General features: G+C 57.6%; 28 protein-coding genes and 3 tRNA genes. 18 read left to right on the forward strand and 13 right to left on the reverse strand.

From position 1 onward, the window contains the following. Positions 1–151: 151 nt before the first annotated feature. Entirely contained in the window at positions 152–328 is a 177-nt protein-coding gene (locus tag BMY98_RS20025; protein WP_074892035.1) for a Cro/CI family transcriptional regulator, read from the reverse strand. Between the two features lie 110 nt (positions 329–438). Here BMY98_RS20025 and BMY98_RS20030 point away from each other — a divergent pair, with 110 nt between their 5' ends. From BMY98_RS20030 to BMY98_RS28175, 9 genes are all read left to right on the forward strand, one after another. Next, positions 439–1,095 (forward strand): LexA family protein, encoded by a 657-nt coding sequence (locus BMY98_RS20030; protein ID WP_074892037.1) that lies wholly within the window; start codon positions 439–441, stop codon positions 1,093–1,095. A gap of 144 nt (positions 1,096–1,239) precedes the next feature. Then, entirely contained in the window at positions 1,240–1,491 is a 252-nt protein-coding gene (locus BMY98_RS28170; RefSeq protein ID WP_074892039.1) for a DUF1654 domain-containing protein, read from the forward strand. Between the two features lie 638 nt (positions 1,492–2,129). Continuing rightward, positions 2,130–2,327 carry a hypothetical protein gene (locus BMY98_RS26970; RefSeq protein WP_139214544.1) on the forward strand — a complete coding sequence of 66 codons (198 nt, stop codon included), beginning with the start codon at positions 2,130–2,132 and terminating at the stop codon, positions 2,325–2,327. Positions 2,328–2,392: 65 nt separating this feature from the next. Continuing rightward, positions 2,393–2,704 carry a hypothetical protein gene (locus BMY98_RS20040; protein ID WP_074892041.1) on the forward strand — a complete coding sequence of 104 codons (312 nt, stop codon included), beginning with the start codon at positions 2,393–2,395 and terminating at the stop codon, positions 2,702–2,704. Between the two features lie 3 nt (positions 2,705–2,707). Then, positions 2,708–2,890, forward strand: a complete 183-nt coding sequence (locus BMY98_RS20045; RefSeq protein ID WP_074892043.1) for a hypothetical protein — start codon at positions 2,708–2,710, stop codon at positions 2,888–2,890. 417 nt (positions 2,891–3,307) lie between these two features. Continuing rightward, a complete protein-coding gene (locus BMY98_RS20050; protein ID WP_074892045.1) occupies positions 3,308–3,595 on the forward strand; it encodes a hypothetical protein in 288 nt (95 codons plus the stop codon). Beyond that, on the forward strand, positions 3,592–3,906 hold the full coding sequence (locus BMY98_RS20055) for a hypothetical protein (protein WP_074892047.1): 315 nt from the start codon (positions 3,592–3,594) through the stop codon (positions 3,904–3,906). Before BMY98_RS20050 ends, BMY98_RS20055 begins: the two co-directional genes overlap by 4 nt. Before the next feature lie 84 nt (positions 3,907–3,990). Then, on the forward strand, positions 3,991–4,314 hold the full coding sequence (locus BMY98_RS20060; protein ID WP_083398841.1) for a hypothetical protein: 324 nt from the start codon (positions 3,991–3,993) through the stop codon (positions 4,312–4,314). Beyond that, positions 4,301–4,513 (forward strand): LexA family protein, encoded by a 213-nt coding sequence (locus BMY98_RS28175; protein ID WP_074892049.1) that lies wholly within the window; start codon positions 4,301–4,303, stop codon positions 4,511–4,513. The genes BMY98_RS20060 and BMY98_RS28175 overlap by 14 nt, the downstream gene beginning before the upstream one ends. Here BMY98_RS28175 and BMY98_RS20070 read toward each other — a convergent pair. Further along, complete coding sequence (locus BMY98_RS20070) at positions 4,510–5,394, reverse strand: DUF2971 domain-containing protein (protein WP_074892051.1); 885 nt, start codon at positions 5,392–5,394, stop codon at positions 4,510–4,512. The genes BMY98_RS28175 and BMY98_RS20070 overlap by 4 nt on opposite strands. A 106-nt stretch (positions 5,395–5,500) precedes the next feature. On the opposite strand from BMY98_RS20070, the gene BMY98_RS20075 reads away from it, so the two are divergent. After that, complete coding sequence (locus BMY98_RS20075; RefSeq protein WP_074892053.1) at positions 5,501–6,061, forward strand: hypothetical protein; 561 nt, start codon at positions 5,501–5,503, stop codon at positions 6,059–6,061. Here the strand turns inward: BMY98_RS20075 and BMY98_RS20080 are convergent, their stop codons facing one another. Both BMY98_RS20080 and BMY98_RS20085 read right to left on the reverse strand, forming a co-directional pair. Next, positions 6,062–6,265, reverse strand: coding sequence for a hypothetical protein (locus BMY98_RS20080; RefSeq protein ID WP_139214545.1), 204 nt, complete (start codon positions 6,263–6,265; stop codon positions 6,062–6,064). Between the two features lie 68 nt (positions 6,266–6,333). Continuing rightward, positions 6,334–7,098 (reverse strand): hypothetical protein, encoded by a 765-nt coding sequence (locus tag BMY98_RS20085; protein WP_074892057.1) that lies wholly within the window; start codon positions 7,096–7,098, stop codon positions 6,334–6,336. Between the two features lie 110 nt (positions 7,099–7,208). Here BMY98_RS20085 and BMY98_RS20090 point away from each other — a divergent pair, with 110 nt between their 5' ends. The 7 genes from BMY98_RS20090 (at position 7,209) to BMY98_RS20125 (ending at position 11,377) form a co-directional block, all read left to right on the forward strand. Next, a complete protein-coding gene (locus tag BMY98_RS20090; protein WP_074892059.1) occupies positions 7,209–7,544 on the forward strand; it encodes a DUF4406 domain-containing protein in 336 nt (111 codons plus the stop codon). Beyond that, on the forward strand, positions 7,541–7,846 hold the full coding sequence (locus BMY98_RS20095; protein WP_074892061.1) for a hypothetical protein: 306 nt from the start codon (positions 7,541–7,543) through the stop codon (positions 7,844–7,846). Before BMY98_RS20090 ends, BMY98_RS20095 begins: the two co-directional genes overlap by 4 nt. Before the next feature lie 70 nt (positions 7,847–7,916). Continuing rightward, a complete protein-coding gene (locus tag BMY98_RS20100) occupies positions 7,917–8,483 on the forward strand; it encodes a hypothetical protein (protein ID WP_074892063.1) in 567 nt (188 codons plus the stop codon). After that, positions 8,480–9,091, forward strand: coding sequence for a hypothetical protein (locus BMY98_RS20105; RefSeq protein WP_074892065.1), 612 nt, complete (start codon positions 8,480–8,482; stop codon positions 9,089–9,091). Before BMY98_RS20100 ends, BMY98_RS20105 begins: the two co-directional genes overlap by 4 nt. A gap of 285 nt (positions 9,092–9,376) precedes the next feature. Beyond that, complete coding sequence (locus BMY98_RS20115; RefSeq protein ID WP_074892069.1) at positions 9,377–10,027, forward strand: DUF1281 family ferredoxin-like fold protein; 651 nt, start codon at positions 9,377–9,379, stop codon at positions 10,025–10,027. A 34-nt stretch (positions 10,028–10,061) separates the two neighbouring features. Then, positions 10,062–10,382: a helix-turn-helix domain-containing protein gene (locus BMY98_RS20120; RefSeq protein ID WP_074892071.1), complete on the forward strand. Its 321-nt coding sequence runs from the start codon at positions 10,062–10,064 to the stop codon at positions 10,380–10,382. Further along, positions 10,268–11,377, forward strand: a complete 1,110-nt coding sequence (locus tag BMY98_RS20125; RefSeq protein WP_139214546.1) for a tyrosine-type recombinase/integrase — start codon at positions 10,268–10,270, stop codon at positions 11,375–11,377. Before BMY98_RS20120 ends, BMY98_RS20125 begins: the two co-directional genes overlap by 115 nt. A gap of 9 nt (positions 11,378–11,386) precedes the next feature. Here the strand turns inward: BMY98_RS20125 and BMY98_RS20130 are convergent. The 3 genes from BMY98_RS20130 to BMY98_RS20140 all read right to left on the reverse strand — a co-directional run bounded on the left by BMY98_RS20130 (position 11,387) and on the right by BMY98_RS20140 (position 11,740). Next, positions 11,387–11,471 (reverse strand) — tRNA-Leu (locus tag BMY98_RS20130). A gap of 57 nt (positions 11,472–11,528) precedes the next feature. After that, positions 11,529–11,604: transfer RNA gene (locus tag BMY98_RS20135), tRNA-His, on the reverse strand. A 59-nt stretch (positions 11,605–11,663) separates the two neighbouring features. Further along, positions 11,664–11,740 (reverse strand) — tRNA-Arg (locus tag BMY98_RS20140). A gap of 310 nt (positions 11,741–12,050) precedes the next feature. Between BMY98_RS20140 and folD the strand changes: the two genes are divergently transcribed. Beyond that, complete coding sequence (gene folD / locus BMY98_RS20145; protein ID WP_074892073.1) at positions 12,051–12,905, forward strand: bifunctional methylenetetrahydrofolate dehydrogenase/methenyltetrahydrofolate cyclohydrolase FolD; 855 nt, start codon at positions 12,051–12,053, stop codon at positions 12,903–12,905. A gap of 90 nt (positions 12,906–12,995) precedes the next feature. Here folD and BMY98_RS20150 read toward each other — a convergent pair whose 3' ends face one another. The 6 genes from BMY98_RS20150 to BMY98_RS20175 form a co-directional block, all read right to left on the reverse strand. Beyond that, positions 12,996–14,801, reverse strand: a complete 1,806-nt coding sequence (locus BMY98_RS20150; protein WP_074892075.1) for an ABC transporter substrate-binding protein — start codon at positions 14,799–14,801, stop codon at positions 12,996–12,998. A 155-nt stretch (positions 14,802–14,956) separates the two neighbouring features. Next, the gene (locus tag BMY98_RS20155; RefSeq protein ID WP_074892077.1) at positions 14,957–15,229 is read right to left on the reverse strand and encodes a DUF2160 domain-containing protein; all 273 of its coding nucleotides are present in this window, start codon (positions 15,227–15,229) and stop codon (positions 14,957–14,959) included. Between the two features lie 11 nt (positions 15,230–15,240). Then, a complete protein-coding gene (locus tag BMY98_RS20160) occupies positions 15,241–16,041 on the reverse strand; it encodes a carbohydrate ABC transporter permease (protein ID WP_074892149.1) in 801 nt (266 codons plus the stop codon). Positions 16,042–16,068: 27 nt separating this feature from the next. After that, the gene (locus BMY98_RS20165; protein ID WP_074892078.1) at positions 16,069–16,935 is read right to left on the reverse strand and encodes a carbohydrate ABC transporter permease; all 867 of its coding nucleotides are present in this window, start codon (positions 16,933–16,935) and stop codon (positions 16,069–16,071) included. Then, positions 16,928–18,058 carry an ABC transporter ATP-binding protein gene (locus tag BMY98_RS20170; RefSeq protein ID WP_074892080.1) on the reverse strand — a complete coding sequence of 377 codons (1,131 nt, stop codon included), beginning with the start codon at positions 18,056–18,058 and terminating at the stop codon, positions 16,928–16,930. The genes BMY98_RS20165 and BMY98_RS20170 overlap by 8 nt, the downstream gene beginning before the upstream one ends. Next, the gene (locus BMY98_RS20175) at positions 18,058–19,152 is read right to left on the reverse strand and encodes an ABC transporter ATP-binding protein (protein ID WP_074892082.1); all 1,095 of its coding nucleotides are present in this window, start codon (positions 19,150–19,152) and stop codon (positions 18,058–18,060) included. Before BMY98_RS20175 ends, BMY98_RS20170 begins: the two co-directional genes overlap by 1 nt. Positions 19,153–19,159: the final 7 nt, after the last annotated feature.

Genomic DNA, 19,159 nt, shown 5'->3' on the forward strand with positions numbered 1-19,159 from the left:
GCAAGACACATCTTCCCGGCCAGCTCCTCGGCGCCGCTTTCCTTCACCGTCGTGTGGCAGGCCCGCAAGAAATCTTCCATTCGTAAACCCTCAAATTTGTTTCAGTGGCTGCGTGCCATCACGCATTGCAAAATGTTTCGGTGCTAAGAAATCAGGCCGCAAGCGTTCGAGAAGCCTTGAATTTACCTTTCGACAAAACCTCGATCTGGTACTGCCGGGACACCGGAATGGTTTCCCCCCACATCGTCACTGCGCTTGGCTTGATCCCCAGGGCTTCCGCCAATTTCTTCTTGTTGCCGAAAAATTCAGCGACTTGTTGGGTTTTCATCACGCGTCCTCGTTGGAGCATGCAGTAATTTCAGCATGCTTAAGTTACAGGCGTCAAGAAATCCTTCAGCAAACTGCATACTTAAATTCAGCTAACTTAATATTGAGTCCATGGATAGACACGAACGTATCGCCAAGGCCATAGCGGCTAGCGGCATGAAAAAAGGCGAGATAGCGGCCGCTTGCGGTGTTGCAAACTCAGCCGTCACGCAGTGGATTTCAGGCGAGAGCAAAAGCTTGAGGCCTGAAAACCTTTACGCCTTAGCCAAGGCTACTGGCTACAGAGCTGAATGGCTGGCCATTGGTGAAGGTGCTGAGACCTCAGCACCCGAAGACGCCAATGTGGCCCACACCGCCCAGCCAAATATGGCCTACCGGTACCCGGTCATATCGTGGGTGGCAGCGGGCGCCTGGGCTGAAGCGGTGGAGCCCTATCCCCCAGGCTTTTCCGACCGTTACGAAATGTCTGAATACGATTCGAAGGGCCCGGCCTTCTGGCTGGAGGTCAAAGGCGATTCGATGACATCTTCGGTCGGTCAGAGCGTGCCAGAGGGAACGTTGATCCTAGTGGACACCGAAGCAGATGCGCAGTCAGGAAAGCTCGTTGTAGCCAAGCTCGGAGACAGCAATGAAGCTACTTTCAAGAAGCTGGTAGACGACGGCGGGCGCCGGTTTTTGAAGCCTCTCAACCCGGCATACCCTATTGAAGTGGTTGCCGATGACTGCAGGATCATTGGGGTGGTCGTCAGGGCGCTTATGAAGTTCTGACCGAGTTCCGTAGAGAGAATAGCCCGCCTCCGCGCGGGCTTTTTTGCGCCTACAGCTCAATGGAGAACATTTGTACTCCTCGCGCTTGTCGTCTGCGCAGGGATCCAATACTGTATATCCGTACAGCAAGAAACGGAGGTTCAAATGCTTTCACACCCTGACTTCACCCGCTCCAAACCTCGCACATACGAACAAATCGGTCATCGCGTGCGAGAAATCATCAGTGACCCCAAGGTCCAGAAAATTCAGTTCGCGATCATTTCCAGGCTGCCTGACGAGAGCCCTACAGATTGGCGACGCCTCTTGAGCGAAATGGCAGGCACTGCCGGGATCAAGATTGAGAGGGTAGAGGGCGACGGCTACAGGGTCGCTTGGCAAGAATACTGTGAAGCATGAAAACAGCCCGCGCCGCGGGCTTTTTTGCGCCTACACATTTAAGCATCCTGAATTATTTATTTCAGATTGCTTGACTAAGCTATTTCAGCTTGCTTAAATCCGCATCAAGCCATGCAGTACGGGCCCAGCAGCGAAAGCCGCGACGCTCTTTAAAAACCAGACGTGACCACCACGGCGTACCCACTGGGTCGGAACAAGCTAAATCGTCGTCCACGCAGCCTCTGGATAGCTGCCGTACTCGCCAGATCGCGAGTACGCCAAACCATGCAGCCACCCAAGAACAACACCGAACACGAAATGTGTGACTTGGGCAGAGATATGAATCCGGCAAAACGCATGGCAAGGAACAAACACCATAGGAGGCACCTGCCAATGAAGTAGTAAGACCAGCCGGCAAACGGACCGGCAACCCACGACGGACTGCCCACCCCACCGGGCCGCCGAGCTGCAGTTGGCTGTCGTGTAGAGAATATCTAACCCCATGACCGCGACGCAGAAGCCGATCTAAGCGACGTGAACAGGGAAGCTCAAGGCCGAACAAGCCGCAGCGCGAAGCCATCGGCGGTGTAGCGCGACAACGTTTCACTGGCTGGCCTTGGATGCTCAGGGCCAGACGGGAAATCAACCGGAGCACGAACATGCGTCCTTATGAATGTGGCAGCACCTCAGAAGACAGGAAGTGGGAATCATGGCTCGGACGGTGTGAGCACATCGCCGGTCGATCCCTACAACACATCGACGATCACAGCGACCTTTTTGATTACTACAGTGGCGGCTTAACGCCCGTTGAAGCGGTGGCAGAAGCAGCAGCGCAGCAGCAGCAGCTACAAGCCTGATGCCGCGATTTCACTGGCTGGCCTTGGCAACAGGGCCAGACGGGAAATCAACCGGAGGTGACAGCATGAACAAAGAAGAGATTTACGACGAGCAGATCAGCCCTCTTATGCAACAGATCATCGCAATTACCCGCGAACATGGCATCGTGATGATCGCCAGTTTCGATATCGCCCACGATGGTGAAGGCCCAAATGGCGAAGACTGTTCGAGCCTGACCTGCACCACTCATCTGCCTGATGGTGACGAGAACCACAACGACCGGTTCAACCGTTCAGCTCAGATCATCCGACAAGGACACCGCTCGCAAAACGGCCCCGCAATGCAACTGACCACAGTTCACGCTGACGGCTCAAAGACGCTCACAGCGTTCATCTGATCGATGGATCAGCTAGCCAAGCGCATCCGGCTCGACCTGGAACACGCAGCGGGCTCAATGAAGTTCGAAGGCGACCTGGCCGAGGGGCTGTTTCAAGCATCACGGCACCTGTCCGGAAATGAAAGGATGGAACTCATCCAGCGCCTGCAAGACAGTCACGCCGAACTGGAAGCAGTTGGCAGATAGACAACCAGCGCCAGCGTCAGCCTGACGAAAACTGCCCGATAACTTGGAACGCTTCAACGCTTACCAGGCCGCATCGGAGATCGCCCGACCTGTAACGTTCGGGAGGCCTCGGCCGCTCAGGGCGATCTCCGATGCGGACGAATCTGCGGCCCATAACCGCCCACCTGCATTGTGCCTATCAACTTCCCGAGGATTTGCAGCCATGTAAACAAAATTGAACCGGCCTACCGCATCAGGCGGCGCCGACAAGAAAGGCTCACGTAGGGAGGCCTCGTGAACCAGCGATATCAAAGCCCCGTTTCGATGGGGCTTTTTTTCACCCCGCGTTTACCCGCCAGCACTCTCCCCTGCGCCCAATCGGCTCACGTCAGGCGGCCAGAGTGCTGACGAGTACACGCAACGAACTGGAGAAAGGACATGCACCCACAAATTCAGCAGCGCGTGGATGGCCTGAACGCCATGCGCGCTCGCACTCACCTCGCTACAGCGGAGTTCTACGCCATGATCGGTAAAGAGCCGCCAGCCCAGAAGATTCGCTACCAGGTCGTCGCGAAGAGCGCCAATGCCTGGCACGTCGTGGAGCTGAGCACCGGAAAGGTCCGCGGCTTCCGCTTCAGCTACAAGGAAGCATCGAATTTTGCTCAGGTCCTCGAGGCGCGCGCCGATGGCGTAGTGGTGGAGCTGTCGCAGGCGGTGCTGCAATGATCGGCGAGAGCGTGCCGGACCAGCACAAGCAGGCCATCGCGCAACTGTCCGCTCAGATCGATCACTTCATCGCCACCGGTCACAGGATCCAGCAGATCGACCAGGGCGTCAGCGCCAACGCGCCGCTGCTGGGTACCACGAATCATCTGGAAACGCTCAAGGCCAAGCGAGCCAAGCGGGTGCCCCGGATTCGCGCGCTGGCTAAGGCTGGCCTGAACGCCCGTCAGATCGGCATGAAGCTCGGCGTCGATACCCGCACCGTCGCTCTCACAGCCCGAGAGCACGACATCACATTCACCGCGGCCACCTGATGCGGCGTCTATTCAAGTGCGCCAATCAGCGTCGGCGCACGACCTGGCTAAACCTGCCAGCGCATCAGATCGGAGATCCACGCAATGGAACAGACAGCAGCCGCGAAGCACGCTGCGGCGTACCGCCTGAGGCAGAAGCAAAAGAAGGCCGAGCTGGGAATCGCAACAGTAACGATTGAAGTGGCACAGGGCATCGCCGCGCAGCTGCCTGACTTCCTCAAACTGCACGGCTTCGACAACGCGCAGGAGCTGTATCAAACGCTGGTGCTGTACGTGCTCAGGGCGCCAAAGGATGAAGCAGCGCAGATTCTCAAGCCTCACACGTTAGGCTTTGTCGTTAACGAAAACCTGACGCGTAAGTTGGAAGCGGCCGGAATGGCTGAGGTGGACCCAGATGCGGAAGAATGAATTGACGGTGGTGAAAGCCGAAACCTTGAGATTTATCACGCAGTACATCAATCAACATGGGTATTCCCCAACCATCGCGGATCTAGCTGACGCAGTTGGGGTACGCCACAACGCGATAGCTGAACGACTCGCCAGGCTTCTGAGGAAGGGCGCCATAACAAAAAAGCCTGGTATAGCACGGAGCGTTCGGCCTGTTTAGCACCTGTGGCTGACGAAATTGGCCATGGGATGCTCTTTTAAAAACCATCTTGCAATGTCCCCGAGTTCGCCAGCATCATCTTTAAAGATATGGGCGGTAACTGGAGTGATTATCGGGCTACCTATGAGAGGCCCTTTGAACTTTATCGGATCGTATCTAAATGCGTATTCCCAGTTTGCAACTGCGGCAAAGCTTAATGCAATGTTCGTATGCTTGACTAACTCCCAGATTGAGCGCTGTTGAAGGATATCCATGCGCTCCCCCATATAAACTGAAGTAACGCACTCCGATGGTAGATCCATAGTGATAATAGGCAATTTCAACCCATCCACATGCTTAACATTACAGTCTTTTACGGAACGTACCAATCGTACCTCGCGCTCGTAGCTCCATACACTGGGTTTTACGCATAGATCAGCGATAGGAACCTGGAGATTAACAAAGTCACTGAGGTTATAGACAGGTCTGCGTTTTTGATATTTGACTGGGTTCAACCCTTTGAAAAACTCGTGCGTCTCATCAAATTCTATTATTGCGCCGGAATATTCTTTCGCGTAATGCCCCCACATCAGAAGGCTATCCGGATTCTTGCTCAAGCACAGAATGCCTACGCTATCGTTTAAGGAGTTTACGATCTGCCGAGCATGCACATCGCTTCGAAGTTTATCAGGGCCCGGGATATGGCTTCTGTCTAACCCCTTTCGCCTCGGACTGATGACACAGAACGAGAACCCCGCCTCCTTACCCTCACTCTCAGCAGGCACGATGAATTGAGGAAGCAGTTCAAAGGGGTCGTTAAATGCGCCAGGCTGCGTAAATTTTATGCTGCCTTTTAGAATCCTCATCGCCGTTTCGGCAGTCACATATTTGTACAAAGCCACTTCTCGTTCTCCCAGACCAGGCCCTACGCCGGTCACCACGTATAGCCCACCACCAACCTATTCGCCACCGAACTTTCGGAGGCTTGATTCTGCGCGAGGCAACAGAATGAGCAGCTACTACTACAAAACAAAAGACTCCACGGTGTTGGCCGCAGTTCTGGCGTGGGATGCGAAGCTTGCAGCGTTCCATGCAATGCGAATTAGGATGGCCGATGTGTTCGGCGGGCCTGGCTCACCGATGTATTCGGGCAGCGAAAATTACGTCGGCAGGGTCAAGATAAGCGCGAGTCGGGACCTTGACCCCCACTGGTGCCGACCAGACCAGTACGGTTATCGCGACCTGCGCAGCAGCGCGAAGCCAGAGAAAGGCGCCACCAAGGAGGCGCGAGCAGCCTACAAGGCTGAGCACGAAAGACTGCGAGCGCTGTGGAACGAGCATTGCCCAGCCCGGATAAGCAAAGACGAGGTCTGGAAGGCCGTCGGCATTTGCTGGGGCAGCGTGTTCATGGGAGGCGGCATCTTCTTTGAATATGAAGGTGCGGTGTACTTCCACCTCGGCTTCGAACTCAAGGCCGGAAGTGACCAGGTGGAAGGCGCTGTGGAGATACTGTCGAGCGAATTCGAAACCGTGCGACAAGCAGTCAACGCGGCACGCAAAGCGGCCTGATCAGTGGATCGCCGGCAGCGCATCGGCCGCCACCTCAATCGCCACAGTCGCCTCAGCCACATCCGCTGGGTTGTAGAGCTGCTCGCCGTACATCGACTGAATAGCCAACTCGGTGAGCTCGTCGATATCAACGCAGCATTCCTGCGCCGCAACCAGCACCGCCTTCAGCGCCATCCGCAAAACCCTTTCCCTGTCTTCGCTCATGACCGTATCCATCGTTTCATTTCATGGTGCGACAAGAATAGGACATCAGATGGCTCCGCGCTTGCTGGTTACCGCTCTGTACCATCTGCCAGCGAACGAGCCCTGGATTTTCTGATTTTTCTTACATCCGGGTTAAGCAATACCGCAAGATCCCCAAGCTTGATGATGAAGCTTATAAGTCGCGGACCGTAGAAAGTAGTTGACTTCAAGTAGGCGCCAACCGCTCTGACATCATTTGAAGAGATTTTCAAGTCGGCGTGATCTTCGTAATTCCCGAGATCCCTGAGAGCTTCATTCATTGCTATACGAGCTCTAGTGCTTTCGTGGGCCACAAAATTCCTCATAGCTATCGCAGCCTGAAATAGTGCTTCATCTTCAGGGCGAAGCGCCTGAAATGGCTTCGCCAGGTCTTTGGATAGCCACTTTTTAGCTTTAGCCTTCAAATCTTTGACACTTTTGAATGTTATGTTTGCCTGCGTGGCATCTAAAAGATGCCTGACATCATCAAGCTTAATGTGTTTCTCTGTTTTGAAGCTTATTCGTTCTTTAAGCCATTCTGGGACACCAGCTTCCATGGACCGGAGGGCAGATGCGTGCAGGGAACGCTGGTATTGCGAAGGGTCAATATTGACCAACGCTACGAACAAATCTGAAAGATAGACCTCAAACGACACATACATCTTGTGGAAGCATAACTCGGCAAGTTTGCTTGCGTAGGAATCTTTCGAAGAGTGCTCACGAAGAGCAATGACAGAATCGACATAGAAGTCCAGGAGAAAGAAGTGCTCTCTCTCAAACTTCAAATACGCTGTATCAGAATCAGCTTTTCTCAATTAAAGAACCATCCATTGAAGACAAAAAACACTGCGTATCCTTAAAAACTGCTCACACCATCTAGGCGTGCGAGCACCCTCGTTCGGTCATCCTTCGAAGAGCAATCTATATGGAGCTCAAGATTTCTGCCACACGCATATACCTCAGCGGGCCGATGTCAGGCATCGCCGACTTCAACTACCCAGCATTCAATGCGGAAGCCGCCCGCCTCCGCGCACTCGGTTACACCGTCGAGAATCCCGCCGAGAGCCCGCCTGTTCCGGGGCACGTGTGGGAGCTGTACATGCGTGACGCGATCCGCCAGATGCTCACCTGCGACACCGTGGCGTATCTGCCTGGCTGGCAAATCTCGCGCGGCGCCAACGTGGAAATCGAACTGGCCGGCCATCTGAAAATGGCCGTCATTCAATCAAGCGGCATCGTTTCGCCGCAGGAGGGGTTATGAGCAATCAAGCAAAGCGGTTGAGCGATTGTCCGGCGGAGCGTTTGGCGCAGTGTCGCGGCGGGGACATCCGCTCAGCGCTGCCGGGGCCGGCCGGCCTGCGTGAATTCGCCAACGAAATCGTCAGCGCCGCCTACGAAGGAGTTTCGTACGACGGCGGCGAGATCCAGGACATCGCCGTCAAGCACGGGTTACTGCGAGCCGAGCGGCACACTGAAGCCTGTGCCGAGCACTGCGCCTGCATTGAATACGGCTTCCCCACCGTCTGCCTGCGCCGGACCGAACTGCTGAACCCCGCGCAATAACCCCGCCGCCCGTTCGGCCCCACCCTATCCCTATTGCCTGCTGCGTATGCGGCGAGGCGGAGCTTTGCCGATGATTATCGACGACATCATGACCGACAAAATCACGCTGCACGGCCTGGGCTTTGTCCAAGTGCAGTTGGAAGGAAATCAACGCCTACATGTATGGCATCCGGAGTTGCCGCGGCGCGCGTGCTTCGAGCACTCAGCCATTCACGACCACCGCTTCGACTTCGTGTCTCGCGTGCTGGTCGGGACGCAGATCAACCATTGCTTCGACATGCAGCGCCATGACGAAGGCGACTTCGTCCTTTACCTGCACGAGGGTAAGCGCGGCGCCAACGGCGGACGACCATGGACGCCAGACGGGCGGGCCATTCTGGAGCGTGGACCGGTCTTCGAGGTTCGCGCTGGTAACGACTACGGCACACGCGCCTACGAATACCATCGGACAGAGCCAGGCGGGGACGGCCGAGTCGCAACAATCATGCAGAAGCAGAGTGAGTTCCCAGCGGGCGCCCACTCGACGTGCCGCTTCGGCGTACAGCCCGACACAGACTTCGACCGCTATCAATGGTCGCCGGCCAAGCTTTGGGAGGTGGTCACTGACGTGCTGCTGGGCCAGCGGGTGAAGCCATGACGGCCATCAAAGAACGCCCGATCTTGTTCTCGGCGCCGATGGTGCGCGCCCTCCTGGAGGGCCGGAAGACGGTCACGCGCCGCGAGGTGAAGAAACAGGCAGCCCTCGATTGCCTGGCTGCCGGTTTCGAGCCTGCCTTTCTCGCGCTGCCCGGCAATGCGGACATGTGCCCCTACGGTCAGCCCGGCGACCGACTGTGGGTGCGCGAGACCTGGGCCCAGCCTGCGAACCTTGATCCGGGCCCGACGGTGTACCGGGCGACTTATCCCGATTGCCTAAAGGGTCAGGGCTGGGAAAACCTTCCACCATCAAGCGCGATCCGCTGGAAACCCAGCATCCACATGTTCAGGCGGCACAGCCGCATCCTGCTGGAGATTACAGACGTGCGCGTCGAGCGGCTGCAGGCCATCACCTACGAGGACGCCGTGGCGGAAGGTGTGCACAGAGACGACGCCTGTCGAATGTGGACCGCTACAGATGAAGGTGGGGCGTGCCACAAGTATCCGGTTCCAGCTTTTCGGGATCTTTGGTCAGGAATCAACGGCCCAGACGCATGGGCCGCCAACCCATGGGTCTGGGTGGTCGAGTTCAAGCGGGTGGCCCCGTGACCTGGTACACCGAATGCTGGCAGCGGATGGAGTCAATGCATTCGCGGTGCAAGGCTGAAGGGTTGGATGCTTTGGCGACCAGCAAAGTTATCGACGAGTCATACCCTTACAGCTCACGCAGTGGCTGGGGTTACAAAGCCTGGCTTGCAGCACGCCGCAACTTCTTTCCCAAACACAACCTTCCGCTTCGCCGGGCCAAGCGCCCCAAGCCTGACCTTTTTTCTTAACCCCTTCCCAATCTATCCACATGCCTGCCGGTGTACGGCGGGACGGAGAACTATTGCCATGCCAAATTGGGTAACCAACAAAGTCAGCGCTCCTAAAGAAGTGCTGCAATCGCTGATCAATTCGGAAGGGCGGATCGACTTCAACATGCTGATCCCCTTCACCGGCACCTTCCCTTGGAACGGCATCGACGGCGCCGCCGAGCAGTGCGCAGAAGTGATCACGCAGCAGCCACTTGACAGTCACCCCCTGATCGCCTCGCTGCAGCAATCCAACCGACAGGGAACCAGCGCTCTGAAGCTCAACGATGAGCAGTTCGAGCAGTTCGTTCAGATGCTGCGCAATAAGCGGCAGATCGGATACTTCCACAGTCTCGACTTCGCCCGCGATGAGTGGGGTACGAAGTGGAACGCCTGCAATCAGGCGGATTATGAAGATTCTGAAATGCTGGAGTTTGAGACGGCATGGTCATGTCCGGAGCCGGTCTGCAAGGCCCTCTCAGCTAAGCACCATGACGTGGAGATCACCGTCGTATTCGCCGATGAAGACATCGGAAGCAACTGCGGAACGATGGTGTTCAAGGGTGGACAGGTCGTCTCCTCTGACGTTGCCCCCAACTGGAACGGCATGGACGGAGCGGAGCGCCGCCGCTGGGAAGACTTTGCCTACGAAGTCACTCGCCGCCAGCGCAGTGAAGACGACGAAGAATAACTCAACCCCGCATAGACCCCGGACGGAGGTAGCCATGTCCCTGATTTCAGTTACCGAGGCGGCGAAGATGCTGGATGTGAGCCGGGCGACGGCTTACCGCATGGCTAACGACCACCTCATCCCCACCGTGCGCATACTCAAACGCGGCGTGCGAGTGCACCGTGAACAGCTGCAACAGATGATCGACGCGTTCGCCGCTGATAGTATCCGCGGCGCGGGCGGCGTATCGGAGGAGACGATATGCCCTACAAACGAAAAGATTCGCCACATTGGTGGATCTTTGTCACCCAGGCAGACGGCAAAAGAATACGACGATCTTCTGGCACTAGCGACTTCGCGGCGGCGAAAGCAGTAGAGCAGCAGGCCAAGGCGGATGCCTGGAAGGAAAAAGAGTGGGGCGTGAATCCGCCCCGTTCTTTCGATGATGTGATGATTCCGTTTCTGCGCCACGCCAGCCAGCACCAGCGCAGTTTCGAAACCACCATGCACAGAGTCAAACCGTTACGTGAACATTTTACCGGCGTGATTGTGAATGACCTAGCGGGAAAACACATTCGCGCGTACACCAGCCGACGCATGGACGCAGGCAAGTCGGCGGCGACCATCAACCGGGAACTCGCCGCGCTGTCGGCGGCGATCAACTGGTGCAACGTCGAGTTTGAATGGGCGCTGCCCAACCCTGTGAAGGGCCGAACAATGAAGGAACCCGAAGGCCGGGTGCGTTGGCTGACTCGCGCGGAAGTGGAACTGCTCTGCAGGACTGCGCGCAAACAGCGCAACGGCGCCTTGCTGGACGACTTCATTCACCTGGCGGTGAACACCGGGTGCCGCAAAGAGGAAATGTTGGGGCTTGAGTGGCGCCGGGTGGATCTGGTCAACAAGCTGATCTATCTGGAAGGGATACACACGAAGGCAGGGAAGCGGCGAAGCATTCCGCTGAACGAAGGGGCGCTGGATGCGCTGAAGGGAAGGATGGCCTACCGGGCTGAAACCTGTCCCGGGTCGCCCTGGGTGTTTGCGCGCAGTAGCGGCGAACGGGTGGCCTGCATCAGAAAGGGATTTGAGGTGGCGTGCGAACGGGCGGGGATCAAGGATTTCGTGATCCACGATCTGCGTCATACGTGCGCGGCACATTTGATCAGCGCGGGGGTTGCGCTGGCAGAGGTTCGGGATTTGCTGGGGCACTCGACGATCACGATGACTGAGCGGTATGCGCACCTGGCGCCAGCTCGAGTAAGGGATGCAGTCGGGGTTCTAGACGGGTTGCGTGAACAGTCGAGTTCACGCTCAGTTCACGCTGTTGTTCCAGCGTCTCAAGGGAAGGTAGCGTTAAAGCTCGTAAACCCTTGATTTATAAGTTGGTGCGGACGGAGAGACTCGAACTCTCACACCTTGCGGCGCTGGAACCTAAATCCAGTGTGTCTACCAATTCCACCACATCCGCGTTTTGAAGCGCTTAAAGCAAAGGCGCCAGATTATGAATCTGGCGCCTTTTCGAATATGGGGTGGACGAAGGGGATCGAACCCTCGACAACGGGAGTCACAATCCCGTGCTCTACCAACTGAGCTACGCCCACCATATTGCGTTGTAACCGACGCATTCAAGCTGAATGCTACTTGTGCCAAAGCTGCCTAATGGCGCACCCGGCAGGACTCGAACCTGCGACCATCCGCTTAGAAGGCGGATGCTCTATCCAGCTGAGCTACGGGCACTTATTTCATTTGCCTTCGTGAGACTGCAAATTAAGAGCTTTCAATCACGCTGAGCAGATCTTAACTCTACCTGACTTATTCAACCTTTCGACCTGATCCGCCGCTTCCGGCTTATCCTGTGTGGGGTTGTGCCCGACAAGTGCGACGAATCTTATAGACGGCCCAAAAGGTCGTCAACACTTTTTTCAAAAAAATTCAGTTAATTAAAGGGGTTAGCTTATTAAGCGGACCAACCGTCTTTGCCCTTGCGTCAGGTCATGCGAGAATGCGCGCTCTTTTTCCCTCCCCTTCCGATGGTTAATCACGCGTAATGACTGCAAAACTAATAGACGGCAAAGCGATCGCAGCCAACCTGCGCCAGCAGATCGCTCAACGAGTCGCCCAGCGTCGCGAGCAAGGCCTGCGCACGCCCGGCCTCGCGGTGATTCTGGTCGGCAGCGACCCCGCCTCTCAGGTTTACGTCTCGCACAAACGCAAAGACTGCGAAGAGGTCGGCTTCATCTCCCAGGCCTATGACCTGCCCAGTGAAACCAGCCAGACCGAACTGACCGATCTGATCGATCGCCTCAACGACGACCCGGCCATCGACGGTATCCTGCTGCAACTGCCGCTGCCCGAGCATCTGGAATCTTCCAGCCTGCTGGAGCGCATCCGCCCGGATAAAGACGTTGACGGTTTCCACCCCTACAACGTGGGCCGGCTGGCCCAGCGCATTCCGCTGCTGCGCCCGTGCACCCCCAAGGGCATCATGACCCTGCTGGAAAGCACCGGTGTCGATCTGTACGGCAAGGACGCAGTCGTGGTGGGTGCTTCCAACATTGTCGGTCGTCCGATGGCGATGGAGCTGCTACTGGCGGGCTGCACCGTGACCGTGACCCATCGTTTCACCCAGGATCTGGCCGGACACGTCGGTCGTGCCGATCTGGTGGTGGTAGCGGCCGGCAAGCCGGGACTGGTCAAGGGCGAGTGGATCAAGGAAGGCGCCATCGTCATCGACGTCGGCATCAACCGTCAGGATGACGGCAAGCTGGTAGGCGACGTGGTGTACGAAACCGCCCTGCCCCGCGCCGGCTGGATCACGCCGGTGCCAGGCGGCGTTGGCCCGATGACCCGCGCCTGCCTGCTGGAAAACACGCTGTATGCGGCTGAAACGCTGCACGGCTGATTTCCCAAGCCCTGAGCAGCAAAGCGCGCACATGAAAAACGGCACCCGAGGGTGCCGTTTTTTTATGCGCCGAACGTAGAAGCGTGCAGGTTACTTCTTCGCGGCTTCCCAGCTCTTCAAGAGGTCCGAGTAAGCGATGGTTTCGCCCTTCGGTTTCTCGTTGGCCAGTTTGCGTTGCGGCGCGAGGAAGGCACCGTTGCTCTTCTCGGCTTTGGTGTACCACTCTTCGGCCGAGGTTTCCGGGTTCATCTTCGGTGCGCAACCACTCGCGTCCTGCACCTTGGAGCGCTCGATGCGAGTCATGATAGCGTCCTGGTCCTTGGCCAGACCGTCGAGGGCCGCCTGGGCGGTTTTCTCGCCGGTGACGGCTTCAGCCACGTGACTCCACCACAGCTGTGCCAGCTTCGGATAATCCGGAACGTTGGTGCCGGTTGGCGACCATTGCACGCGGGCCGGGCTGCGATAGAACTCGACCAGACCACCGAGTTTCGGCGCCAGGGCGGTCATCTCTTTGGAGTTGATGTCCGATTCGCGAATCGGCGTCAGGCCCACGATGGTTTTCTTCAGCGAGACGGACTTCGACGTTACGAACTGCGCGTAGAGCCAGGCGGCCAGGCGCTTCTTCTCTTCGGTGGACTTGAGGAAGGTCCAGGAGCCCACGTCCTGATAACCCAGCTTCATGCCCTCTTTCCAGTAAGGACCTTTTGGCGACGGCGCCATCCGCCATTTCGGCGTGCCGTCGGCGTTCATGACTGGCAGACCTGGCTTGGTCATGTCAGCGGTGAAAGCGGTGTACCAGAAGATCTGCTGAGCGACGTTACCCTGGGACGGCACCGGGCCGGACTCGGAGAATGTCATGCCTGCCGCTTCAGGTGGTGCGTAAGCCTTGAGCCAGTCGATGTATTTCTGAGTGGCGAATACGGCTGCCGGGCCGTTCGTGTCGCCGCCGCGGGTGATGCTCGAACCGACCGGGTGGCAGTCTTCTACACGGATGCCCCACTCGTCGACCGGCAAGCCGTTCGGCAAGCCTTTGTCGCCGCTGCCGGCCATGGAGAACCAGGCATCGGTGAAGCGCCAGCCCAGGGACGGGTCTTTCTTGCCGTAGTCCATGTGGCCGTAGACTTTCTTGCCGTCGAGTTCCTTGACGTCTTCGCTGAAGAACTTGGCGATGTCTTCATAGGCGGACCAGTTCACCGGAACGCCCAGCTCGTAACCGTACTTGGCCTTGAATTTCGCTTTCAGGTCAGGACGCTCGAACCAGTCGGCGCGGAACCAGTACAGGTTGGCGAACTGTTGGTCAGGCAGCTGATACAGCTTGGCCGGCGTGACGACTTTACCGGACGCGTCTTTGACTTCAGGCGACGTGGTGAACGAGGTGCCGATGAAGTCTTTGATGTCGAGCGTCGGAGAGGTGACTTTCGAACCTTCCGGGCTGGCCATCAGGTCGGTCAGCGACATCGCCTTGCCGTAGCGGAAGTGGGTACCGATCAGGTCGGAGTCGTTGACCCAGCCGTCATAGATACTCTGGTTGGACTGCATGGCGGTCTGCAGCTTTTCGATCACGTCGCCTTCCTGCAGCAGGTCGTGGGTGACCTTGATGCCGGTGATTTCGGTGAACGCCTTGGCCAGGGTTTTGGATTCGTACTCATGGGTGGTCAAGGTCTCGGAAACCACCTTGATGTCCATGCCGCGGAACGGCTCGGCCGCCTTGATGAACCACTCCAGCTCCTTGAGCTGATCGGCATCGGACAGCGTGGTCGGCTTGAACTCGCTGGAGGCCCACTTCTTGGCGGCATCCTCGTATTGATCGGCCCAGGCCGACACGCTCAAGCCACTGAGCATTACCATCGTCGCTACCGTCACACTATGTCGCAGCTTGTTTTTCTTATTGAACATAGACACCTCTTGTGTTGATTCTTATGTGATCCAACGTGCTCGCATTTTCATCTGTAGGAGCGCGCTTGCCCGCGAATGCGATCCGCGTATGCAGGACGAATGGCCTGACACACCGCCATCGGGCAAGCGCTCTTACAGCTACATTTCGCTTTTCTTCAACCCCAACGCATCACCACCAACAGCCAGACCAGAGACAACCCTGAGGCCACCCAGATATTCCAGCTCGTTGCGCCGATCACCATCAGGTGCAGGTAAGCGCTTCCGAGCAGGCCGATGAACAGACGATCGCCGCGTGTGGTGGCAATCGGTAGAAAACCACGACGTTCAATGCTCGCCGAACGCAGTTCCCAGGCCGTCATCGCAACCAGAATCGCAGCGATAGACGCAAAGAAAATAGCAGTTGGCAGGGTCCAGGACATCCACTCCATTTTTCGACTCCTCAGACACGACCAAGAGCGAAGCCCTTGACCACGTGATTACGAACGAACCAGATCACTAGCATCCCCGGCAGAATGGTCAACACCCCCGCCGCTGCCAGCACCCCCCAATCAATACCCGACGCCGAAACGGTACGGGTCATGACCGCTGCGATCGGCTTGGCGTTGACCGAGGTGAGCGTGCGCGCCAGCAGCAATTCGACCCAGGAGAACATGAAGCAGAAGAACGCCGTCACACCGATACCCGAGCCGATCAGCGGGATGAAAATCTTGCCGAAGAACTTGGGAAAGCTATAGCCATCGATGTAGGCCGTTTCGTCAATCTCCTTGGGAACGCCGGACATGAAGCCTTCCAGAATCCACACCGCCAGCGGCACGTTGAACAGACAATGTGCCAACGCTACCGCAATGTGCGTGTCGAACAGGCCGATGGACGAGTACAGCTGGAAGAACGGCAGCAGGAAAACCGCAGGTGGCGCCATCCGGTTGGTCAGGAGCCAGAAGAACAGGTGTTTGTCGCCGAGGAAACGATAGCGTGAAAACGCATAGGCCGCAGGCAATGCGACGCTCAGCGATATCACCATATTCAGGCAGACGTAGTACAGCGAGTTGATGTAGCCGCTGTACCAGCTTTCGTCGGTGAAGATCACCTTGTAGTTCGCCAGCGTGAAGTCCTGTGGGAACAGGGTCAGGCCGCCGAGGATTTCGGTGTTGGTCTTGAACGACATGTTGACCAGCCAGTAGATCGGCACCAGCAGAAACAGCAGGTAGATCCACAGCGGTATGAGCTTTTTGAACGACACTTTCTCGCGCTTGTTCATGGGCGCTCCTCAGTTCTTTTCGCTGTGGGTCATGGCGGTGTAGAACACCCACGACACCAACAGAATGATCAGGAAATACACCAGCGAGAACGCCGCCGCAGGGCCCAGGTCGAACTGGCCGAGGGCCATGGTCGTCAGGGTCTGGCTGAGGAAGGTCGTCGAGTTGCCCGGACCGCCACCGGTGAGCACGAACGGCTCGGTGTAGATCATGAAGCTGTCCATGAAACGCAGCATCACGGCGATGAGCAGTACGCTCTTCATCTTCGGCAGCTGGATGTGTCGGAACACGGCCCAGTTGGACGCCCGATCAATTCGCGCTGCCTGGTAGTACACGTCCGGAATGGCGCGCAGACCCGAGTAGCACAGCAATGCCACCAGCGAGGTCCAGTGCCAGACGTCGATGACCAGCACGGTCACCCAAGCGTCCGACGCGTTGGCCGCGTAGTTGTAGCTGATGCCCAGCACATCGTTGAGCATCCAGCCCAGCAGACCGATGTCGCCACGGCCGAAGATCTGCCAGATGGTGCCAACCACGTTGAAGGGGATCAGCAGCGGAATGGTCATCACGATCAGGCACACAGATGACCAGCGCCCCTTGGTCGGCATGGTCAGGGCGATGCCGATGCCCAGCGGGATTTCGATCAGCAGCACACAGGCGGAGTAGATGAACTGGCGCAGCAGCGAGTCATGCAGACGCGGGTCCTGCAGCACTTGCCGGAACCAGTCGGCGCCGACGAAGTAGCGGCTGGACTGGTCGAAGATGTCCTGCACCGAATAGTTGACCACGGTCATCATCGGAATGATGGCGCTGAACGCCACCAGCAGGAACACCGGCAGCACCAGCCACCAGGCCTTGTTGTTTTGCACTTTAGTCATGGGACACCTCGCTGGCCGGCAGTGTGTTCGCCGCGGCCTCCAGCAGAAATTCATCGGCGTAGAGCATCAGCCATTGCGACGGGAAACTGATCCAGGCCTGGCCCTGGGGCACCGGCTTGTCTTCCTGCACGCGTACTTTCAGCAACTGACCGGCCAGCTTGAGGGTGAGGATCTTGTAGGTCCCCAGGTCCTCGACGTAGGTCACGTCGGCTTGCATGGCGTCATCGTTGGGGCTGTCCCAGACGTGCACGAACTCCGGACGAATCCCGACTTTCAACGTGCTCCACTGAGTGGCGGCCAAACGCTGCTGCAAGGCCTCGGACAACGGCAGGTGGATGCCGCCGAAACCCACGCCGCCCGCCTCAGGCTTGACCTCGATGAGGTTCATGCCGGGGCTGCCGATGAAGTAGCCAACGAAGGTATGGTGCGGCTTTTCAAACAGCTCGCGCGGGGTGCCGAACTGGACGATCTGGCCGCCGTACATCACCGCGATCTTGTCGGCGAAGGTCGAAGCCTCCAGCTGATCGTGGGTGACGTAAACCATGGTGATGTTGAACTGCTCGTGGATCTGCTTGAGCTTGCGGCGCAGTTTCCACTTCAGGTGCGGGTCGATCACGGTCAGCGGTTCGTCGAACAGAATTGCCGATACGTCATCGCGAACCAGCCCGCGGCCCATGGAGACTTTCTGTTTCTCGTCAGCGGTGAGGCCTTTGGCTTTCTTCTTCAGCAACGGCTGCAGATCCAGCACGTCGGCGATCTCCTGCACCTTGATCTTCACTTTCGCTTCCGGCATGCCCTGATTGCGCAGCGGGAAGGCAAGGTTGTCGTACACCGTCATGGTGTCGTAGACCACCGGGAACTGGAATACCTGAGCGATGTTGCGCTCCTCCGGCGACATGTCGTTGACCACGGTGGTGTCGAACAGGACCTTGCCTTCGGACGGGCTGAGCAGGCCGGAGATGATGTTGAGCAAGGTCGATTTGCCGCAGCCGGACGGGCCGAGCAAGGCATACGCGCCGCCCTGCTCCCAGATGTGGGTCATTTCGCGGATGGCATAGTCTTCAGGGCCGGTGGGATTGGCACTGTAGCTGTGCGCGAGTTGTTGCAAGCGGATCTCGGCCATCAGGCAACCCTCGCCATGCGCAGGCCCGGCGCCTGAATAAGGCCGCCCTGCTGATCGAATACGAACAGTTTGTGAGTCGGGATGTACACGCGAATCGGCGTGTCCACGTCGTACTCGTGGACGCCCGGCAGATGCAGCACCAGCGAGAAATGCTCGTTGCGCACGTGCAGGAATGTTTCCGAACCGCTGATCTCGGCGAGCTCGACGGTCACCGCCAGTTCGAGGTCGTCGTCGTTGGACGGCACCAGGCTGAGATGGCTCGGGCGCACGCCAAAGCGGTATTCGCCGTCACCGATGGTGCGCAGGTCGACGTTCAACGGGAAGTGCACGAAGTTGGCGAAGCTGACTTCGTTGCCTTCGATACGACCGGGCATCAGGTTGATCGGCGGCTCGGAGAACAATTCGGCGGCCAGCACGGTTTTCGGCTGGTGATACACCTCGGGCGTGCGGCCGCTCTGGATCACACGGCCTTCGTGCAGGATCGTCGTAGTTCCGCCCAGCGCCAGCGCTTCGTTCGGCTCGGTGGTGGCATAGATAGCGATGGTATTGCGCGTCTCGAACAACTGGCGCATTTCCTGACGCAGCTCTTCGCGCAGCTTGTAGTCGAGGTTGACCAGCGGCTCATCGAACAGAATCAGTTCGGCGTCCTTGACCAGCGCCCGCGCCATGGCCGTGCGCTGCTGCTGGCCGCCGGACAATTCGAGGGGGTGGCGGCTGAGGAATTTTTCAATGCGCAGCATCTTCGCGGTTTCGCGGACGCGGCGGTCGATTTCGTCCTTCGACATCTTGGCCTGGCGCAGTGGCGAGGCGATGTTGTCGTAGACGGTCATGCTCGGATAGTTGATGAACTGCTGATAAACCATGGAGACATTGCGATGACGCACCGCGACCTGGGTGACATCTTTGCCATTCATCAGTACCCGGCCGCTGTCTGGCTTGTCCAGACCGGCCATCAAGCGCATCAGGCTGGTTTTGCCTGATAAGGTGCGCCCCAGCAATACGTTGAATGAGCCGGGTTCAAAGCTCAGCGAAGCATCGTCGATCCAGATCTGACCGTCGACGGCGCGGCTGACGTGCTCAAGCGTGAGAGACATGGCGTGC

It is taken from the genome of Pseudomonas graminis (assembly GCF_900111735.1).
GTDB classification, from domain to species: Bacteria; Pseudomonadota; Gammaproteobacteria; order Pseudomonadales; family Pseudomonadaceae; genus Aquipseudomonas; species Aquipseudomonas graminis.

What these genes read in the sequence shown, in the direction of transcription:
- BMY98_RS20030 (WP_074892037.1), top strand. Translation starts at nt 439, where the DNA reads ATGGATAGACACGAACGTATCGCCAAGGCCATAGCGGCTAGCGGCATG.
- BMY98_RS20080 (WP_139214545.1), bottom strand. Translation starts at nt 6,265, where the DNA reads ATGAGCGAAGACAGGGAAAGGGTTTTGCGGATGGCGCTGAAGGCGGTG.
- BMY98_RS20115 (WP_074892069.1), top strand. Translation starts at nt 9,377, where the DNA reads ATGCCAAATTGGGTAACCAACAAAGTCAGCGCTCCTAAAGAAGTGCTG.
- BMY98_RS20150 (WP_074892075.1), bottom strand. Translation starts at nt 14,801, where the DNA reads ATGTTCAATAAGAAAAACAAGCTGCGACATAGTGTGACGGTAGCGACG.
- BMY98_RS20040 (WP_074892041.1), top strand. Translation starts at nt 2,393, where the DNA reads ATGAACAAAGAAGAGATTTACGACGAGCAGATCAGCCCTCTTATGCAA.
- BMY98_RS20120 (WP_074892071.1), top strand. Translation starts at nt 10,062, where the DNA reads ATGTCCCTGATTTCAGTTACCGAGGCGGCGAAGATGCTGGATGTGAGC.
- BMY98_RS20025 (WP_074892035.1), bottom strand. Translation starts at nt 328, where the DNA reads ATGAAAACCCAACAAGTCGCTGAATTTTTCGGCAACAAGAAGAAATTG.
- BMY98_RS20165 (WP_074892078.1), bottom strand. Translation starts at nt 16,935, where the DNA reads ATGACTAAAGTGCAAAACAACAAGGCCTGGTGGCTGGTGCTGCCGGTG.
- BMY98_RS20105 (WP_074892065.1), top strand. Translation starts at nt 8,480, where the DNA reads ATGACGGCCATCAAAGAACGCCCGATCTTGTTCTCGGCGCCGATGGTG.
- BMY98_RS20055 (WP_074892047.1), top strand. Translation starts at nt 3,592, where the DNA reads ATGATCGGCGAGAGCGTGCCGGACCAGCACAAGCAGGCCATCGCGCAA.
- BMY98_RS20100 (WP_074892063.1), top strand. Translation starts at nt 7,917, where the DNA reads ATGATTATCGACGACATCATGACCGACAAAATCACGCTGCACGGCCTG.
- BMY98_RS20155 (WP_074892077.1), bottom strand. Translation starts at nt 15,229, where the DNA reads ATGGAGTGGATGTCCTGGACCCTGCCAACTGCTATTTTCTTTGCGTCT.
- BMY98_RS20050 (WP_074892045.1), top strand. Translation starts at nt 3,308, where the DNA reads ATGCACCCACAAATTCAGCAGCGCGTGGATGGCCTGAACGCCATGCGC.
- BMY98_RS20090 (WP_074892059.1), top strand. Translation starts at nt 7,209, where the DNA reads ATGGAGCTCAAGATTTCTGCCACACGCATATACCTCAGCGGGCCGATG.
- BMY98_RS20060 (WP_083398841.1), top strand. Translation starts at nt 3,991, where the DNA reads ATGGAACAGACAGCAGCCGCGAAGCACGCTGCGGCGTACCGCCTGAGG.
- BMY98_RS26970 (WP_139214544.1), top strand. Translation starts at nt 2,130, where the DNA reads ATGCGTCCTTATGAATGTGGCAGCACCTCAGAAGACAGGAAGTGGGAA.
- BMY98_RS28170 (WP_074892039.1), top strand. Translation starts at nt 1,240, where the DNA reads ATGCTTTCACACCCTGACTTCACCCGCTCCAAACCTCGCACATACGAA.
- BMY98_RS20125 (WP_139214546.1), top strand. Translation starts at nt 10,268, where the DNA reads ATGCCCTACAAACGAAAAGATTCGCCACATTGGTGGATCTTTGTCACC.
- BMY98_RS20045 (WP_074892043.1), top strand. Translation starts at nt 2,708, where the DNA reads ATGGATCAGCTAGCCAAGCGCATCCGGCTCGACCTGGAACACGCAGCG.
- BMY98_RS20170 (WP_074892080.1), bottom strand. Translation starts at nt 18,058, where the DNA reads ATGGCCGAGATCCGCTTGCAACAACTCGCGCACAGCTACAGTGCCAAT.
- folD (WP_074892073.1), top strand. Translation starts at nt 12,051, where the DNA reads ATGACTGCAAAACTAATAGACGGCAAAGCGATCGCAGCCAACCTGCGC.
- BMY98_RS20095 (WP_074892061.1), top strand. Translation starts at nt 7,541, where the DNA reads ATGAGCAATCAAGCAAAGCGGTTGAGCGATTGTCCGGCGGAGCGTTTG.
- BMY98_RS20075 (WP_074892053.1), top strand. Translation starts at nt 5,501, where the DNA reads ATGAGCAGCTACTACTACAAAACAAAAGACTCCACGGTGTTGGCCGCA.
- BMY98_RS20175 (WP_074892082.1), bottom strand. Translation starts at nt 19,152, where the DNA reads ATGTCTCTCACGCTTGAGCACGTCAGCCGCGCCGTCGACGGTCAGATC.
- BMY98_RS28175 (WP_074892049.1), top strand. Translation starts at nt 4,301, where the DNA reads ATGCGGAAGAATGAATTGACGGTGGTGAAAGCCGAAACCTTGAGATTT.